At 37.7% G+C, this 15882-nt stretch carries 11 protein-coding genes; 9 read left to right on the top strand and 2 right to left on the bottom strand.

Annotated elements, in window-relative coordinates:
• The first annotated feature begins 486 nt into the window (after window positions 1-486).
• From GQR39_RS20200 to GQR39_RS04015, 9 genes are all read left to right on the top strand, one after another.
• Window positions 487-1101, top strand: coding sequence for a DUF5677 domain-containing protein (locus tag GQR39_RS20200; RefSeq protein WP_240918172.1), 615 nt, complete (start codon window positions 487-489; stop codon window positions 1099-1101).
• 351 nt (window positions 1102-1452) lie between these two features.
• Complete coding sequence (locus GQR39_RS04050; RefSeq protein ID WP_165734856.1) at window positions 1453-3081, top strand: hypothetical protein; 1629 nt, start codon at window positions 1453-1455, stop codon at window positions 3079-3081.
• A 1049-nt stretch (window positions 3082-4130) separates the two neighbouring features.
• Window positions 4131-4511 carry a VOC family protein gene (locus GQR39_RS04045; protein WP_165734855.1) on the top strand — a complete coding sequence of 127 codons (381 nt, stop codon included), beginning with the start codon at window positions 4131-4133 and terminating at the stop codon, window positions 4509-4511.
• Window positions 4512-5030: 519 nt separating this feature from the next.
• A complete protein-coding gene (locus GQR39_RS04040; protein ID WP_024607592.1) occupies window positions 5031-6179 on the top strand; it encodes a N(5)-(carboxyethyl)ornithine synthase in 1149 nt (382 codons plus the stop codon).
• A gap of 170 nt (window positions 6180-6349) precedes the next feature.
• On the top strand, window positions 6350-7714 hold the full coding sequence (gene nhaA, locus GQR39_RS04035) for a Na+/H+ antiporter NhaA (RefSeq protein WP_165734854.1): 1365 nt from the start codon (window positions 6350-6352) through the stop codon (window positions 7712-7714).
• Between the two features lie 776 nt (window positions 7715-8490).
• Window positions 8491-9432 (top strand): FtsH protease activity modulator HflK, encoded by a 942-nt coding sequence (gene hflK / locus GQR39_RS04030; RefSeq protein WP_002962612.1) that lies wholly within the window; start codon window positions 8491-8493, stop codon window positions 9430-9432.
• Window positions 9429-10412 (top strand): protease modulator HflC, encoded by a 984-nt coding sequence (hflC, locus tag GQR39_RS04025; protein WP_101217825.1) that lies wholly within the window; start codon window positions 9429-9431, stop codon window positions 10410-10412. Before hflK ends, hflC begins: the two co-directional genes overlap by 4 nt.
• Window positions 10413-10464: 52 nt before the next feature.
• Complete coding sequence (locus tag GQR39_RS04020) at window positions 10465-10923, top strand: ATPase (RefSeq protein WP_165734853.1); 459 nt, start codon at window positions 10465-10467, stop codon at window positions 10921-10923.
• Between the two features lie 456 nt (window positions 10924-11379).
• Window positions 11380-13938 (top strand): bifunctional diguanylate cyclase/phosphodiesterase, encoded by a 2559-nt coding sequence (locus GQR39_RS04015; protein ID WP_165734852.1) that lies wholly within the window; start codon window positions 11380-11382, stop codon window positions 13936-13938.
• A 76-nt stretch (window positions 13939-14014) separates the two neighbouring features.
• On the opposite strand, the gene GQR39_RS04010 is transcribed toward GQR39_RS04015, so the two are convergent.
• Together GQR39_RS04010 and GQR39_RS04005 are read right to left on the bottom strand one after the other, a co-directional pair.
• Window positions 14015-14218 (bottom strand): hypothetical protein, encoded by a 204-nt coding sequence (locus GQR39_RS04010; protein ID WP_010552591.1) that lies wholly within the window; start codon window positions 14216-14218, stop codon window positions 14015-14017.
• Between the two features lie 171 nt (window positions 14219-14389).
• On the bottom strand, window positions 14390-15877 hold the full coding sequence (locus tag GQR39_RS04005) for a bifunctional 2-methylcitrate dehydratase/aconitate hydratase (protein ID WP_165734851.1): 1488 nt from the start codon (window positions 15875-15877) through the stop codon (window positions 14390-14392).
• Window positions 15878-15882: the final 5 nt, after the last annotated feature.

Below are 15882 nucleotides of genomic sequence, written 5' to 3'. Positions count from 1 at the left end.
GTCGCTTGTTCAATATCACGATTTGCAATAGCGTTTAACATCATTTTTTAAACTTTTATTATTTCGATTTAAGCTGCCTCGATCGCCGTTTTCCCTTAGTTGTTAACTGGGTCATCAACCTTCGGCCATGTTTAAAAATGAATAATATTAGACGTGACGTAGCTTTTTTAACAAGACGTAGTTGCGTAGTTTGTGTAATAAGCAACTAAAAAGCAAATACAGCTGATAGTCTGCAGTGAGCGATAACCGGTCACTGAAAAAGTTAAATTTATCCCACGTCTTTGAGTAGGAGCCTAATTTTGTAAGATAACATTATTAAACGCTGTTATGTCGCAAAACAACATGCTTAATTTCACCAATAATTACCTGTTTACAAAGGTAATTATTGGTGAAATTATCAGAGTATGTAATGTACTCAGTTTTTGTGTGTGATAAACCGTTATAATGGGACTGAATATGATGTTATGCGAATAGTCAGAGGTTCATTTGAATAGTCGAGTTTGGGATGAAATCAATGCGATTAGGTTTGATGCATTTTCAAAAATTCATTATAAAAATAAGCAAGAGAAATATGCCGCACTATTGATGACTAGGGTGTCTGAGCTATGCCAAGATTCTCATTTATTATTAAAAGAAAATCGGATTGCTTCTGCTCCAATTATTCTCCGCAGTGCTTTAGAGTCATATGTAGATCTCATGTGTGTGATTAAGGATATTGACTATATAGATGAAATGAATAAATCTTTTGATTTTTATAAGAAAAAAGTTAAAGGTGAACAAGTAAACCTTAGAGAGCTATTATCTATCAAAAAGAAATTTGAACTTGCTGATGAGCTTGGTATTTATAATGGGTTTTATGCCCATTTGTGTCGTAATTCACATGGGAATGTGGAAATGCTAGTTAACTACCATGCTGTTGGTGAAAATATTTCAATTGGGCACACACCAGACCTTAACGAGGTTAAAACACTCGAAAACCAAGCAATTGCATTGACAGCATCAGCATTAATTTCAGGCCTCAAACTTTTAGGTAAATTTGATAGTCAAATTAATCTACTTGAGCACATTCAAAAACGTGCTGGTAGTGGTAAATATGTGTAACAAAGCATCAAACGAAAACGCTTTATGCAACTATAATTTTCCGCTGATAGTGACGCTACCACTGACCGCTTATGGCACTTTTGCGAAGTTCGGCTGTGAGCGAGAAGCCGACGGTCAGATAAACTCGTTTTTGGACAGTAATGAGTTAGAGTCAAAGGACGGTTCTATGCCATAAGCTGCCTTTTAAAAGCTATTTATAATCAATGACTATTACACATTGATTTGTATCAAGAGAATAACGTTGGACGCTTTCCCTAAAGTAATACATGTATATACAAAGAGCTATGTGTTAATTTAATTTTACTTAGAAACAGAGATATAAATAAGTCGTACCAATAAGGATATTGAATAATGTCACTACAAATCATCCAACAACACATATTAGAATTTTTAAGTTCCAGTAAGCCAGAAGTTCTTGCCATAAGTGGGGCTTGGGGAGTTGGAAAAACTTTTGCTTGGAATCAAGAGTTAGTCAACTGTAGGGATGATAAAGCGTTAGAATTTGATAAGTATTCATACGTCAGTTTATTTGGAGTCAACTCTTTAGAAGTATTGAAGGCAACCCTATTCGAAAACCTTATTGATAGCACTTTGATAGGCTCAGATCCAAGCTTGAAATCGTTAAAAGATAATACTGTAAGTATGAGTAAATCCCTCGGACAAAAAAGCCTGAATCAAATCAAAAACTTGCCATTTTTAAAAAATGCTTCTTCAGTACTCGATGCAATGTCTTATATGTACGTGTCCAACAGCTTAATCTGTATTGACGATCTTGAAAGGAAAGGTAATGCACTCAGTTCTAAAGATATTCTTGGCATAGTCTCTCAATTGAAAGAGCAAAAGAAATGCAAGGTTGTTCTCTTGCTAAATGAAGCGAGTATTTCTGATAGCCCTGACTACAAAGAATTTAAGGAGAAAGTTATAGATAAGGAGATAACTTTTAATCCTACTCCGTCAGAATGTATCGATCTAATTATCCCTAACGATTTTGCGTTGATCGAAACAGTTCGTGAGTGTGCAGAAACCCTTAGCCTCACAAATATGCGTGTGATTTCTAAAGCATACTCTTTAATGTCAAAGTGCTTACAACATTGTAGCGACTTAGATCCAGAGATATCTAGACAAATTTGTCACACTATCACCTTGTTCACTACAAGCTATTACTGCTCCAGTTCAAATAAACGTATTCCGCCCATCGATTTTCTTACAGCCAATTCATTTAGTAGATTGTCTACGGAAGAAAGCAATGACCATAAAAGGTGGAGAGGTTTATTGGTTGCATACCAGTTCAACTATGTAGACGACTTAGATAAAGCACTCTTTCAGATAGTTGAGTCTGGATTTATCGATATTGAACCTTTTAAAGCCACAGCCGAAAAAACCAATAAAAAGTTAATTGAATCTATTCAGGAAAATGCTTATCGTGAAATCTGGAAAGAGTTTTACAACTCTTTTTGTGAGGAAGCGGACTTTGTTGAGCGTTTCATGCTAATTACAAAAAGTGCAATTAGCTCAATAAGTGCTGCTAACTTAAGTAGTTCTGTTCGACTACTGCGAGAGCTAGGGCAACAAAGTAAAGCTTCAGATCTGATAGAGTTTTTTGTATCAAAAAACCTAGAGCTCGCACGTTTAAATTATCTCGATAAGTATGATGACTTTGGTCATGAAATTGATAGTGAACTAATCGAAAGTGCTACAGCGGCACTAAATAATTCCCCTAACTTGGAACCCACCAGAGAATTCCTGATTAGAGTATGTACAAGCTATGACACTAGTGAAGAAGATAAGGCGAGAATGTCTCAAATCACTGAATCAGAGTTCTATGATTTCTTAAAAAAAGAAAGCGGAGAACCCTGGAGAAAATTATTAAAACAGTCATCTGGTGAACATGCTGAAGCAAATGCCAAATCGGCTTTGAAGAAGATCGCGCAGGAGTCCAAGCTAAACGAAATACGACTAAAAAGACTTGGATTAGATTAGGTAAGCACTACCAAGATTAGCAAGAGAGTAGATGTCCGTTGTTCGTTCTTTTGACGTATTCGTTTTAACACGTTTTGGGGCAGAAACGAGTTTGGATTTCCAAGCTTTCACTAGACACCGGCTTATAATCTTAAAGTACAAAACGGAAGTAGGCTTCCGATTTTAAGCCTGTATTGCCATATATCGGAAGTAAACTTCCGTTTCTAGGGCTTCAAAGGTAGTTATCGGAAATATACTTCTGTTTTTTGATCGCGGTGTTAGCCTAGATAGCTATATGAGCTACTTTTCAGGGTCTTACTTGAGCGATAACCGGTCGTTCAGGTGAGTCGTCATTAACTTAGTCAGAATAAGAGGAAACTTTCCTCTTTTTTACATGTTTATATATGCCACAGAAAGCATGATATTTATAACTAGTAATAACTTACACTATTTGTTATTAATATACGTTCATAAAATAAGGATGTTTTCGCGCTAAAATAGGAAAAGTGTCCTCTGATAAAGTTGTTATACATTTAGAAGGAGGTGTAGTGATCCGCGCTCTTAAAATTTTAATCTTTGGACTATTTAGTGGACCAATTCTAGCCGAATTAATCGGTTTCATATCCCCTTTTGTCATGTTACGAAATGAAGAATTAGGTTATCAATTCCAAGATTCAGCTTATTACATCGGAGCATTTTCAAGTGTGTTTTTTTCAGTAGCATTGCTGTTCGCTGCTTTTAACACGTCAAAGATTTCCTATAAAATTGGGAGCTCTGTTATAGCTTTACTTTACATAATTTCCTCGTGTTATGTTTTTCTCGACAGTGAGAGCCGAATGGAAACGATAATCTATGGCTTAAATTATTTGTGCAGTGTGGCTAGTTTAACTTTAGGGGCCTTTATCGCCTTACATTGTTTTAAAAACACAACTCACTCTGTATATAAACATGCATAACAACTCAATAAACTCGCTCACTACGTTCGCTGGGACGCATACACGCAGGGCGGCTTCGCTATTATGCTTACGTTCCTGCGCCCGTTTTTGAAAAGTTATACGCTAGGAGTTTAAATGGAACTTAACCAGGTTACTTTACCAGTAAAAGATATGGATGTTGCTGTTAACTTTTATCTAAAACTCGGCTTCACTCAAATTGTCGATACGCCCCATTACACAAGGTTTTCTTGCCCAGATGGGAATTCTACTTTTTCCTTATCACTCGAATCCAGTGAATTTCAAAACAGTTCTGTGATTTACTTCGAGCATGAAAAACTTGATGAACTGTGTGCTGAGTTGGCTAAAAAAGGTTTTCAGTTTGAACAACAGCCGATAGAGCAACGGTACTTGTGGAAAGAAGCAATACTTAAAGATCCGTCTGGTAATAAAATCAAACTTTACTGGGCAGGTGAAAACCGCTTAAATCCTCCTTGGAAAGTTGAGAAACGCGTATAACAAGTGACTAAGGTTATGAGCGTCCGCTCATGGCACTCTCCAGCCACTCGACAACATAAAATGTTGATAATAATTGGCAAGGTATTTTACTGTGTCGGATGGCGCTTCGCTTATCCAACCTACACTGGCACATAGCCGAAGTTGGTGTTAAAGCCAAACGTTCAGCTAACCCAATACAAAGCGGGTTAAATCTGCTCTACAAAGTAAATCACTAAGGTAAAACTTCAGTAATTAGCGAGTACTCCCTTTATTTCAGTGTGAGATACCCAAGTTAGTAATACTTATTTCTGATATACTCAGTCAGCACTTTTACTCAAAAGGTAATAGTCTTCAGCTTGCAACTCAATGCAAGTTAACTCACTGCTCTTCATTATTTATTGTCAAAATTACACCTTTGTAAATTAGAGTTGGTTCATCCGAGCCACAAACGTACAGAAAAAACACCGCCTAAGTTTATTGGCGAAGTATGATGATTCGTTGATGAACTCAAGCGTACTTACTTTATAAACAGGACTTAGCATGAGTGAATTAACTATCGGCGTTATCGGAACATCCCGCAAGACAGATGAAAGACGGTATCCTATTCACCCAGAGCACTTATTACGAATTCCCGAAAATCTTAGAAAACAAATGGTGTTTGAACAAGGCTATGGCACCGCTTTTAATGTTAGCGATGAATATATTGCAACGTTAACGGGTGGCATTGCATCGCGCAGCGAAATACTTACCCATATTGGCACTGCCATTATTGCAAAGCCTGTACTTGCTGACTTAGAAGAAATGCGCGAAGGAGGCACTATTTGGGGTTATGCCCACTGCGTTCAACAGCATGAAATAACACAAGCGGCGATAGAACGTAAACTTACCTTAATTGCTTTTGAAGATATGTATGTGTGGTCACCACAAGGAAATGTAGGGCGCCATACTTTTTATAAAAACAATGAAATGGCAGGGTATTGCGCTGTAATACATGCTTTGCAACTTAAGGGTATTGATGGTCATTATGGCGATCAACGTAAAACGATTATATTTAGTTTTGGTGCAGTGAGTAGAGGCGCTATTTACGCTCTTAAAGCGCATGGCTTTAGAGATATTACAATTTGTATTCAGCGTCCTGATCACGAAGTGCGTGAAGAAATATTAGATTGTCACTATGTTAAGGTACGAGAAGGTCTTGAAGGAGAGGCTCGCATGATGGTTGTTGAGCATGACGGGACTAATCGACCACTTAGTGATCTTATTAGCGAAGCCGATATTATCGTGAACGGGACTTATCAAGAAACAGCTCATCCGGTTAACTTTGTAATTGAATCAGAAGCCGACTGCTTAAAACCAAACAGCTTAATTATTGATGTTAGCTGTGATGAGGGGATGGGATTCTTTTTTGCAAAGCCGACAACGTTTAAAAATCCTTTATTTCGATATAACAACACGGATTATTATGGCGTTGATCATACACCGAGTTATTTATGGGAAAGCGCGACGCGTTCAATCTCTGCGGCGCTCATTGTATATTTACAAACGATACTCAAAGGCGCTTTACAGTGGCAAAAAGATGAAACCATTCGCCGTGCAATAAACATTGAGCAAGGGATAATTAAAAATACGGCTATTTTGGCATTCCAAAACCGCGAAAATATTTACCCTTATAACGTAATAACACAATGATTATATCTATCTCTAATCTAATTTTACATTAGATTAATTAGGGGTGTGCACTTCGTCTTAATACTAGTAATTTTAAGGCGAAGTGTTTGTTGACTGATAGTAAAACTGGAGAACTTAAATCTTAAAAGTTTTGATAAAACGAACACCCACAATTTATAAGGCTACCTGATATGCCTAACGATTCTAAAAACATACTAAATCGTGGTTTAGACTATATGCACGACCCATTTTCTAATTTTATGCGTGCTCAAACCACCTCTAGTTTGTTTCTTCTGGTATCTACAATCATTGCACTATGGTGGGCAAATTCAGCTTATTCAGCTACCTATCTAAACTTAGTGCATACGCCTATTGGAATCTCTCTAGGTGACTTTGAGCTAAAAACCTCGCTTAAACACATTATTAATGATGGTTTGATGGTGATATTTTTCTTATTGCTTGGGCTTGAAATAAAACGAGAGGTACTTGCTGGAGATTTAGCTGAGCCCAAAAATAGACACATGCTCATTTTTTGCGCTATAGGCGGAATGGTCGTGCCTGCTGGTATTTATTCGCTGTTTAACTGGGGGCAAGATTCACTGATTGGTTGGGGTATACCCATGGCAACCGATACTGCGTTTGCATTAGGTGTGCTTACAATTGTAAGAAAACATATACCCACAAGCTTGTTGGCTTTTATTGTAGGTCTTGCGATTGTTGACGATGTGGGGGCAATACTCGTTATTGCCGTGTTTTATACCCAAGAAATATCGGTGATGTATTTGTCATGCGCCGTTGTTCTATTTGCTTTTTTAGTAGCCGCCAATTATGCCGGAATAAGGCAGCCGCTTTTTTACATTATCATTGGTCTTGCCACCTGGTGGATGATGTTACAGTCAGGTGTGCATCCTACTGTAGCAGGTGTTGCTATTGCTTTAACGGCTCCTGCACGCTCAATGTTGGGCTCAGGAAGGTCGCTTGAAAAGGCAAAAACAACCATTACCTCTATGCAAAAAGAAATAGAGAAAGTAGATGTTCTGGCTAGCAGACAGGATCATAAACATGTACTCGAAATTCGTGATTTAGCCGAAAATGCGGGTACACCTTTGCGTCGATGGGAAGATGTGCTGCACCTGCCTGTCGCACTGTTTATTTTACCGCTATTTGCTTTAGTTAATGCGGGTGTGGTTTTTAACTTTAGTTCATTTGTTGAGAGTCTCAGTGATCCCGTTGGCTTAGGTATTATTAGTGGTCTTGTTGTTGGTAAGTTTATTGGTATTTCGGGTGCGTGTTGGCTTGCTTTACGCTACAAAATAGGTTGCTTGCCTGAGGGCATTAATCTTCAGCATGTTATTGGTGCTTCACTTATCGCTGGGATTGGATTCACCATGTCTACCTTTATTGCTACGTTGGGGTTTGATGGGCAAGCCGAGCATCTTCATAACGCAAAAACATCGGTTTTAGTGGCTTCGGTTCTTTCTGCAATACTTGGGGTTTTATATATTCGAGTGGTTGCCTCAAAAAAGAGCAATAAACCAATTAATTCAACGCCATAATAGGGCGTGAAGGGGCTAATGGGTATTCAATAATGTGTACTCATTAGTTGTACTTAACCCTTTATTTATCAATTAAACATATTGTTTAAAACACGCTATGTGTTGTAGCGAACAGACCAATTAAAATAAATACGCTAATGTCTTACTAAGGTTTTTTGGCTTTAAATTAATGCTTAAGTATATGAATTTAAATCTTAAAACGATTCCTTAAATCATTACCCCTAAATTATTACCCTTAAATTATACAGAGGAAGTTATCACCTAGATTGCGAAGCACGTTGGCGCTTTAGGCTAGGGTCTGTTGATCTTTGCGGGTTAAAATTTGTTCAAACTAGGGGCTATTTAATCGCGGCGCGAGGTTTGTAACCTAGTGGGCTAAGTAAAAACCGAGCAACAAAGAGTAAATAGCCCCTAGAAAGAACCCTTTGGGCAGCGCCTGTTTGGCATTAATGCTACGTTATCGCCCATTTATGGGGAATAACCACACTACATAGGCTCTGCCTTGCCTAAATACCAAACAGACTGCTGCAAATTTAACCTTGAAAGATCAACAGGCCCTAGGGCTTATGACAATCTAAAGTAGTAATAAGGCTCCATATTTTTGGTTTCTTAAAAAGGAGAATATTATTTCTACACAAAACGAAAATAGTCCAAATTCTAAAAGTAAAAGCGGTCCGCCAGATATCGATAAAGTGATGAGCGGTGCGTTTAAAAAGTATAAGAAGTTGCTGAGTGGAAAATTTAGCACAAGTTTAACCATAGTACTGTTTTTGGGATTGATTGCTACAGGCTATAGCGCAGTCTATACCGTTCCCAGTGATTCAGTTGCTTTGGTATTAAGGTTTGGTAAGTTTCAAGAAATTCTACCTGCGGGCTTACATGTAAAAATCCCATTAGGTGTTGATCACGTCACAATAGTGCCTACTAAGCGGCAATTAAAGCAGGAGTTTGGTTTTTCTACTCCTGGAGCCTCCGACCCAGATCAAAATATTAATCCTGAAAATAATATTCGCTCATTTGCGCCAAAAATTTCACCTGCAACAAATCAACGCGAAGAAACCCAAATGGTAACTGGCGATTTAAACACTGCGCTGATTGAATGGGTAATTCAATATCGGATAGCCGATCCCCAAAAGTACTTATTTGAGGTGCGCGACCCGGCAGGCACTTTACGATATGTGTCTGAATCAGTTATGCGTGAAGTTGTAGGCGATAGAACTGTAGATGAAGTAATTACCATTGGCAGGCAAGGGATTGAAATTGAGGCATTACAAAAAATGCAGGCATTGGCAACCAAATATGTAATGGGGATTAGTATTGATCAGGTTCAACTAAAAAATATTAACCCACCCGTACCAGTACAAGGGTCGTTCAATGAAGTTAATCAGGCTCAACAAGAGAAAGAAAAGTTGATTAACGAAGCGCGTCGCGAATATAACCGCGTTATTCCGCTTGCTGAGGGGGAGCGCGATCAACGAATAAGAGAGGCTGACGGTTATCGGCTTAAGCGAGTTAATGAAGCTGAAGGCGACGCTCTGCGTTTTAATGCGCTGTTTGCACAGTACCAACTGGCACCTGAGGTAACACGCAGACGAATATATATAGAAACAATGACAGATGTTATGCCAACGATAAAAAATAAAATTATTATCGATAGCGAAGCACGCGGTGTATTACCTTTACTCAATTTAACTTCACTAAAAGGACAGCAGCCATGAAATCTTATTTAATCGTTGGCAGCAGTATTTTAGCTGCACTTGTAGGGGTTACTTTGTATAGCGCTTTATATACGGTTAACGAAGTAGAGCAGGTGGTTATTACTCAGTTTGGTAAACCGGTTGGAGAGCCAATTAGAGAGGCGGGTATTCAACTCAAAATGCCTTTTGTTCAGCAAGTTAATTTTATTGATAAGCGCGTGCTGGAATGGGAAGGAACACCTTCTGATATGCCGACCAAAGATAAGCTTTATATTTCTGTAAGTCTTTATGCGCGGTGGCAGGTTACCGATCCGTTGCAGTATTTTTTACGTTTAGGTGATGAGCGAAGCGCACAGTCTAGGCTCGATGATATTTTTGGTAGTGAAACGCGTAATGCAGTAGCCACACACGAATTAATCGAAATTATTCGTACAACGAAAGGTCGCCAACCTTTGCGTGACTCGTCACTCACCGAGGCTGAAAAAGAGCAGAATATTGGTAGTTTAGTGCCTATAAGCATGGGACGTTTAGTTGTCGAGCAAGATATATTTAATGAGGCGGCAAAAAAAGTGCGCGTATTTGGTATTGAGCTTATGGATATTCGTTTTAAACGTATTAATTATAATGAAAGTGTACGCCCTAAAATCTATGAACGTATGATCAGCGAACGTCGTCAAATAGCAGAACGCTTTTTGTCAGAAGGAAAAGGCGAAGCTGCCCGTATACAAGGTAACAGAGAGCGAGACTTAGATAAAATTCAATCTGAAGCCTACCGAGCAGTAACAGAAATTAGAGGTAAAGCTGATGCTAAAGCAGCCGCTATTTACGCCTCAGCCTATAACAAAAATGATCAAGCAGTCGCATTTTATGCATTTACCCGTTCGTTGCAGGCGCTTGAACTTGCCCTTAGCCAAAACACAACATTGGTATTATCGACCGACAGTGAGCTATTTCAGTATTTACAACACACTCAGGCGAGTGAGCCTAATCCTAAAAATTAGCATGCTTCATATTAAAATATTGTATAGATATCATTAAACTTAGGAGCAATAAATGCAAATTGAAACAATTAGAGATGTACTCAATTGGACCGTTTTATTTCACAAAAACTTAAAAGATAGCCTAAACCAGAGCTCTGAACAAAATAAGGATGAGGGAGCACGAATGATGCTTCGCTACCTATCTGAGCATGAGGAGAGTTTAGAGAATATTGTACAAGGATTTGAAAATACGGCAGACGTAAAAGCGCTAAACACCTGGTGTTTTGATTACATCGAAAAGCACTCAATTATTGAGCGCGTTGATTGCAACTCACTCTTTGAAGAGCTAGATATCTCGGACATTATGGAGAAAATAGTAAACCATCATGAACAAGTTATTGAGTTATACATTCATATATATTCTCGTGTAGATATCGAAAGCGCAAAAACGTTGCTTGATACAATAAAAGATATTGAAGAAAATGAGATAAAAAGAATTGTGCAATCGGCTAACCGGTTTTCAGATATGTAATCGACTGATTGAACTGGCAATATTAGTGTATTACTAAGGTGTCAGTTCAATCAAATGTATGTGATATCAATTTATATCAAGGATCTTTTCTTTTAATCGAGTTAAGTAAAATAGTTTGGTGTGCTCAATATATCCGGACAGTCAATCTTAGTTACTAAGTTATACCAATCTGCTTATATACGGGGTCTATTTAGCAACGTTATAGAGTGATTTAATTTGTTTTAATTGTTCAAATATTTATGCAGGTTGGTATTAAAATGAGAAGCAGATGATATTGCATGACTATGAATCTACTTATTTTTCGTTAGATTATTCCCTCAATTTAATATATAACCATAAAGGCTGTATCTTTTTATTTAATATAATACAAAACAATTAAATTTGACTGTACTAATACGGCAGTTGCTTTACAGTTTAAGATCTTGGCGACTCAAATTAGAAGGTTACAACAGACTCATGCGGTTATCTCTAACTCAATCAGCAGCAAGTATTTTATATTTAGGCTTTATTCAGTTTTTTGTTGTCGTAGTAATTTTGGGTGGGTTGGAGAGTATTTTACTTGAAGCACCTCTGATGCCTATAATTTCTATTAGTACCGCTTTAATATCGCTAGTTTTAGGCTCAATCTTAACTTTATTATTTAATTTTAAATTTACAAAAAAAGTTAAATATGTGACTCCTGTATTTGGCATTTTAGGGTGTGCTTTTTTCTTAAATTTTCAATTGAGCTTATGGGGAGTCGTTGACGAAAAGTTTTTTTTAATTAGTGATAATCCATTTATTACTGCTTTAAATGCCGTTATGGTTTTTTCTTTTTTCTCAGCGCTCATTATTAAAATTTTATGTTCTGCAACGATAACTAAAGGGGCTAAGTTTACCAAAGCAGTCATGTTTTTAGTTATCTTTACGGGTGTGTCTTTATGGTACGCTAGTGCAGTAAAAACAGTGAGTAGTGAAGAAGAAAAAGCACGAGAAAAAATAAGCTTAGTGGGGACAATGCTTAATAAAAACCTTGATGAGCATAAAAAGTCATTATCTCGGATTAAGTCGAGATTAGAAAAAGTGAGTCATGATAATTTTTTAAAGCTTGCCGCTGTTGATATGAAAAATTATGCGAGGGATTATAAAATCATCAAAGGGATGCTTATTCTTGATGAAAATCTTACGTTAGTTGAAGGTGACATATTTTCTAAGCAATTTATTTCCAGTGGATTTCTATCAAGTGATTCTGTAGTGAACTGGTTAAATACAACTACGGATGAAGTTAGATTTGCAGCTAATTCATTAACGTTGAAAACGAGTACGCCGACTATTATGTTTTCGATACCTATAAATTCAGTTACTGGCAGTAAGTATCAAGTTTTAGCTTTACTAGACATGAATTTATTAATTGAGAACAGATACATAGATTATCTAAATACGTTTGATGTATTTATTGAATTGACGCCTCAAGTTTACTTTTCTGTTAATGCTAAAAAGCAAAATGTATACGATTTAAATATACTATTGAGTTTATACAGTGACTATATTGTAGAAAAAGTCGATGTAATGGGCATTTTAAAGCACAATGTATATAGTTTTATTAATAACTACTCTGCATTAAAAGAAAGGGCAAAAGTCGAACAAATTATAATTTGGCTTACTTTCATCTTTATCTATATTTTTATACTCGCTTCAGACTCTTCATACCTACTAAAACAACAATCAAAAAAGCTGTTTAAAATGGCTAAATATGATGAGTTAACAGGGCTAATTCGCCGAGATGCGCTAGATGATGAAATAAACGCTAAACAGTCTAAGCAGGCCAAAGCGTTAAACTCACCGTGTGCAATGGTTTTTATAAACCTAGATGGCTTTAGTTCTATAAATAATAGTTTAGGGCATGCCATAGGCGATAAAGTTCTCAAGCTAGTTGCAAGAAGACTTAAAAATAACGCGCTGACAGCCGACTCAATAGCACGCTTTGGTAATGATGAGTTTATTCTTTATTACAGTAATATAAGTAAAGATAAACTAAGAGAAGAAATATCAGTATTAATAAGCTCTTTAGCAAACGTTTATTATTTAGAGGACGTTGATATTTATCTTACAGCCAGCGCTGGTATATCGATGTCTAAAGAAAGAGTAGGAAATTCAAAAGTACTATTACAGCATGCAGATATTGCTATGGACAGTGCGAAAACCCTTGGAGGGAATCAGCTTTGTTTTTATCATAAGCTAATGGATGATAAGCATAAAGAAATAGTCCACATTAGAGGAGAGCTTCAAAAAGCGCTTAAAGATGGTGACTTAGAAGTGTATTACCAACCAATCCATAGTTTATCTGATAACAAAGTGATTAGTGTTGAGAGTTTGGTGCGATGGAAAAGTAATGGTGCGTATATTTCCCCGGCTATTTTTATACCTATAGCAGAGCAAACGGGGCAAATATTAGAAGTTGGCAAACAAGTACTAGCACAGGTACTTAAAGATATGAGTAATACTGCGCAGTTAAAAAATATTACTGTGGCTGTTAATTTTTCACCCCAGCAATTACAGCTGCAAGGGTTTGTTGCAAATATTTGCCAATTAGTCTCTGATAAATGTATAGAGCCACATCGGCTCACCGTTGAAGTGACTGAAACAGTCATGTCAGAAAAAGGGGTTATCGAAGGCGTTCTTAGAAAGCTGATGGCTAAGGGCTTTAACGTTGCGATTGATGACTTTGGCGCTGGATATTCTAGCCTTTCTTACTTGTCGAGGCAGCCTGCTAATATTATAAAAATAGATCGGGAGTTCACGATTGGTGCTGAGCATGAGGGCCAAGAACGCGCTTTATTAGAAGGTATCATCAAGATTTGTACAGAGCTTAAAAAAATAGTGGTCATTGAAGGTGTTGAAAATGCTGAGCTGATCGCCTATTTATCTCAATTCAGCAGTATAAGGGTTCAAGGCTATTATTTTTCCAAACCAATACCTTTAAATAATCTTATTGATTATATTAATAGCCTAAATAAAACAAGTCATCATAAGTAAAACGAGAACAATCAATTATTACCTTACAACATGGATTAACTCGCCAGCTATGGAGTAATAACATAGCCACGAGCGTCTATCTTTTTACGGGGATATCATTTAATAGCTTTATGATAGCGCTGTTATTACCGAGTTTAGCTAAGTCTAACAGGTAGCTTTTTTCTAGCTCTTGCATTGACTGATCTGCTAATAATTCTTTTACCGATTGTTCTTCCCCATTTGCTATTGAAGTTTCTAAGGCTGCAAAGTTTGCAATTGAGTGTTTAATTTCATTAGTCATAATAAGTCCCGTTTGCTGTGTTTTGTTAAAGCTTCGTTTTAAAAAATATTTATATAAAACAATTGTATATTATAAGCTCGCTTTGTTAGTGAGCTATTTTATTACCTAAAAATAGCTCACTTAATTAAGCGAATTGGTATTACAGTATCACCGTACATACTGCAATTTAACTTATTGAATAACAAATAAGTCCATAAAGCTGTTTACTGGCGTATTTTCAAGCTTGGCTTGATCTTTACAAAGGGTAAATATGGTTTGGCATTGTTGGGTTGCAAGGCGTGTTGCTAAATTAGATTTGAATTTAAGCTCTAATAATGGAATGCCTTCCTCACGACGACGGCGATGACCCAAAGGGTACTGAACAACCACTTCTTCTGTTTTACTACCATCGTTAAAGAAAACTTTAATTGCATTGGCAATAGAGCGTTTGTCCGCCTCTAAGTATTCAGCTGTAAAGCGTTTATCTTCTAACACCTCCATTTTGTCGCGTAGTTTATCGATGATAGGGTGCGTGTTGTGAAAGTCGTCCTCATAATGATCGCTAGTTAAGTTCCCAAATGCCAAGGGAACAGCAATCATATATTGTAAGCAATGGTCGCGGTCAGCTGCGTTGGCAAGCGGTCCTGTTTTAGAAATAATGCGTATGGCTGACTCGTGGGTGCGGATCACTATTTTCTCAATATCGTCTAAACGCGACTTTACTTGAGGGTGCAAAATAACGGAGGCTTCTGCTGCTGTTTGCGCATGAAACTCTGCTGGAAAAGAAATTTTAAACAAAATGTTTTCCATTACATATGAACCGTAACCTTGGGAGAACGAAAACGTGCGCTGCGCTTCAGGCTTTAGTGCTTGGTCTTTATTAGTTTTGGAGAAAGAGACATCATAAAACCCCCATTGCGCAGCTGTTAATGCACTGGGTATACCCATTTCACCGCGCATTGCCATATCAGCTAAATAAACTGCTCTGGAAGTTGCATCGCCCGCAGCCCAAGATTTACGAGACCCAGTGTTTGGCGCATGACGATAAGTACGCAGTGCAGAACCATCAACCCATGCTTGAGATATGGCTGCCATTATTTGCTCTCTACTGCCCCCCATCATTTTTGTGACAACAGCCGTTGAGGCTACACGCACCAATAATACATGGCATAAGCCAACACGATTAAAAGAATTTTCTAATGCGATAACGCCTTGAATTTCATGCGCCATAATCATGGCTTCAAGTACGTCTCGCATAGTCAGGGGAGGCTGTGAATTTGCGATTCTGACTTGAGACAAGTGATCGGCTACAGCTAAAATAGCACCTAAGTTATCAGAAGGGTGCCCCCATTCAGCAGCTAACCACGTATCGTTGTAATCGAGCCAGCGGATGGTACAACCAATGTCCCACGCTGCTTTAACAGGGTCGAGTATGAGCGAGGTCCCAGGTACTCGTGCGCCATTAGGAACAACGGTCCCTTTGACAATTGGACCAAGAAGTTTGGTACATTGTGAAAACTTTAAAGCGAGCAGTCCACAGCCTAAGGTATCCATTAGACAATTACGTGCAGTGTTTAGTGCTTCTGCGCTTGATACTTCAAACGTTAATACATAATCAGCGATATCCTGGATAACACTGTCGTAATCTGGGCGAGTGTTATTATCTGTATTACTACTCATTTTGT

It is taken from the genome of Pseudoalteromonas sp. C8, assembly GCF_011378685.1.
In the GTDB taxonomy this organism is placed as follows: Bacteria; Pseudomonadota; Gammaproteobacteria; order Enterobacterales; family Alteromonadaceae; genus Pseudoalteromonas; species Pseudoalteromonas arctica.
The sequence above is the reverse complement of the archived record's forward strand: the minus strand, read 5'-3'. Positions and strand labels throughout refer to the sequence as shown.

Coding starts and splice junctions, on each gene's coding strand:
- GQR39_RS04020 (WP_165734853.1), top strand. CDS start 10,465: ATGCAAATTGAAACAATTAGAGATGTACTCAATTGGACCGTTTTATTT.
- GQR39_RS04045 (WP_165734855.1), top strand. CDS start 4,131: ATGGAACTTAACCAGGTTACTTTACCAGTAAAAGATATGGATGTTGCT.
- GQR39_RS04050 (WP_165734856.1), top strand. CDS start 1,453: ATGTCACTACAAATCATCCAACAACACATATTAGAATTTTTAAGTTCC.
- GQR39_RS04010 (WP_010552591.1), bottom strand. CDS start 14,218: ATGACTAATGAAATTAAACACTCAATTGCAAACTTTGCAGCCTTAGAA.
- GQR39_RS04040 (WP_024607592.1), top strand. CDS start 5,031: ATGAGTGAATTAACTATCGGCGTTATCGGAACATCCCGCAAGACAGAT.
- GQR39_RS04015 (WP_165734852.1), top strand. CDS start 11,380: ATGCGGTTATCTCTAACTCAATCAGCAGCAAGTATTTTATATTTAGGC.
- hflC (WP_101217825.1), top strand. CDS start 9,429: ATGAAATCTTATTTAATCGTTGGCAGCAGTATTTTAGCTGCACTTGTA.
- nhaA (WP_165734854.1), top strand. CDS start 6,350: ATGCCTAACGATTCTAAAAACATACTAAATCGTGGTTTAGACTATATG.
- GQR39_RS04005 (WP_165734851.1), bottom strand. CDS start 15,877: ATGAGTAGTAATACAGATAATAACACTCGCCCAGATTACGACAGTGTT.